Annotated in this window: 2 protein-coding genes; one reads left to right on the forward strand and one right to left on the reverse strand. The window is 48.0% G+C overall.

Going from position 1 to position 1328, the window contains the following annotated elements:
• Positions 1 to 840 (forward strand): VENN motif pre-toxin domain-containing protein (locus tag HFD92_RS21865; RefSeq protein ID WP_167429672.1); only part of this gene is annotated, 840 nt, incomplete at its 5' end.
• Between the two features lie 182 nt (positions 841 to 1022).
• Here HFD92_RS21865 and HFD92_RS21690 read toward each other — a convergent pair.
• Positions 1023 to 1328: hypothetical protein (locus tag HFD92_RS21690; RefSeq protein WP_221412765.1), on the reverse strand; the 306-nt coding region annotated here is incomplete at its 5' end.

The raw sequence follows: 1328 nt of genomic DNA on the forward strand, positions 1-1328 counted from the left end.
GGCGAGTACATCGCGCAGCAGCTGTATCCAGGCGTTAAACGTAAAGACCTGAGCGAAGAGCAGCGGCAGACGATAAGCGCGCTGGGGACATTAGCGGCGGGGCTGGCAGGCGGCGTGGTGGGAGACAGCACGGCGGATGCTGTTGCGGGTGCGCAGGCGGGAAAAACGTCGCTGGAAAACAATAATCTTTTACTGCCAAGACCAGTAGTTGTGCCTGTTCCTGGATTACCAATGAGTCCGGGCGACAAAGTTGTTCAGGACGCTAACAACAATATCGCATCGGAACTGGATAAGGCTGTGAAAGGGTCAGGAACTGAGGCGGATACGCCGCCGATTACGGATGGCCCTTCAATCGTTGAAGCACGTGACGAAGCTGCAAAGACCCGCGATCCGAATGTGGCAAAGGATCTGACAGATGCGGAGAAAGCGGAGCTGGGTGGTTCAGGCTCAGGAACGCCAGGCGGCTGGGGACCTCAGGATGAAGAGAATGCGCGGAGTAATAAAAGTAACCAAAACAATAATTTTGATCGTTTCAAAAAAGATGACCTTGTTTCTTCAGCCAATGAGCCAATTAACGAACAGGGTTTATCCGCAGCGGCGAGAGCATGGGAGAAACATGCTGGCAGGCCTGGCGGTGTTTTTGAACCATTAAAAGGTAATCCAGCTCAAAAAAGCGAAGCTGCGAATAAGTTTGTAAACGAAGTTTTGAATAATACAAATACTGTAAAAACAGATCTTTCCAGAGGAGGTGTAGAGTATAGGCTTCCTGATGGAAGAGGAATACGCTATAACTCTGATGGTTCATTTTCTGGTTTCTTAGATCCTAAAACGCCGAGATAAAAATATGGACAATAGCTTTGAGATAACCTTCTTCAGTGATTCTAAATACGAAGAAATTACAGCAGAGATCTCTTACAAGGATCAAATACTTTGCCAATTAAATAAAGATAAGGGACCCGAGAATATTGAAATTGAGTTTTTTTCGGATGCTAGGTTATTAGCTGAGCAGGATAGAATGAAGTTCAGCTTGAGTACTTTTTTACAAGTAATAACTGAAGCAACGGAAGAATTAAAAATATCTTAACTTGCTGTGAATCCTGGCCAGTCTGGCCGTGATTTTTGCTTTTAAGCCCCGAATCTTCCCGCATAAGCCGCCATAACCGGAGCACATCGGGTGCAGCAATAATCTCATGCTGTCCCGGCCCGATGATCACTTCGATCTTTAGCCCGGTTGTAAAGCCAATAGTCAGGCGTGATCTGACGGTGACCGGATCGGCGGTGGTTGCCGACCGGGACGTCAATCTGCGGGCCGGGCGCGACGTGGAGAT

The sequence above is a fragment of the Pantoea sp. EKM101V genome, from assembly GCF_011800325.1.
In the GTDB taxonomy this organism is placed as follows: domain Bacteria; phylum Pseudomonadota; class Gammaproteobacteria; order Enterobacterales; family Enterobacteriaceae; genus Pantoea; species Pantoea anthophila.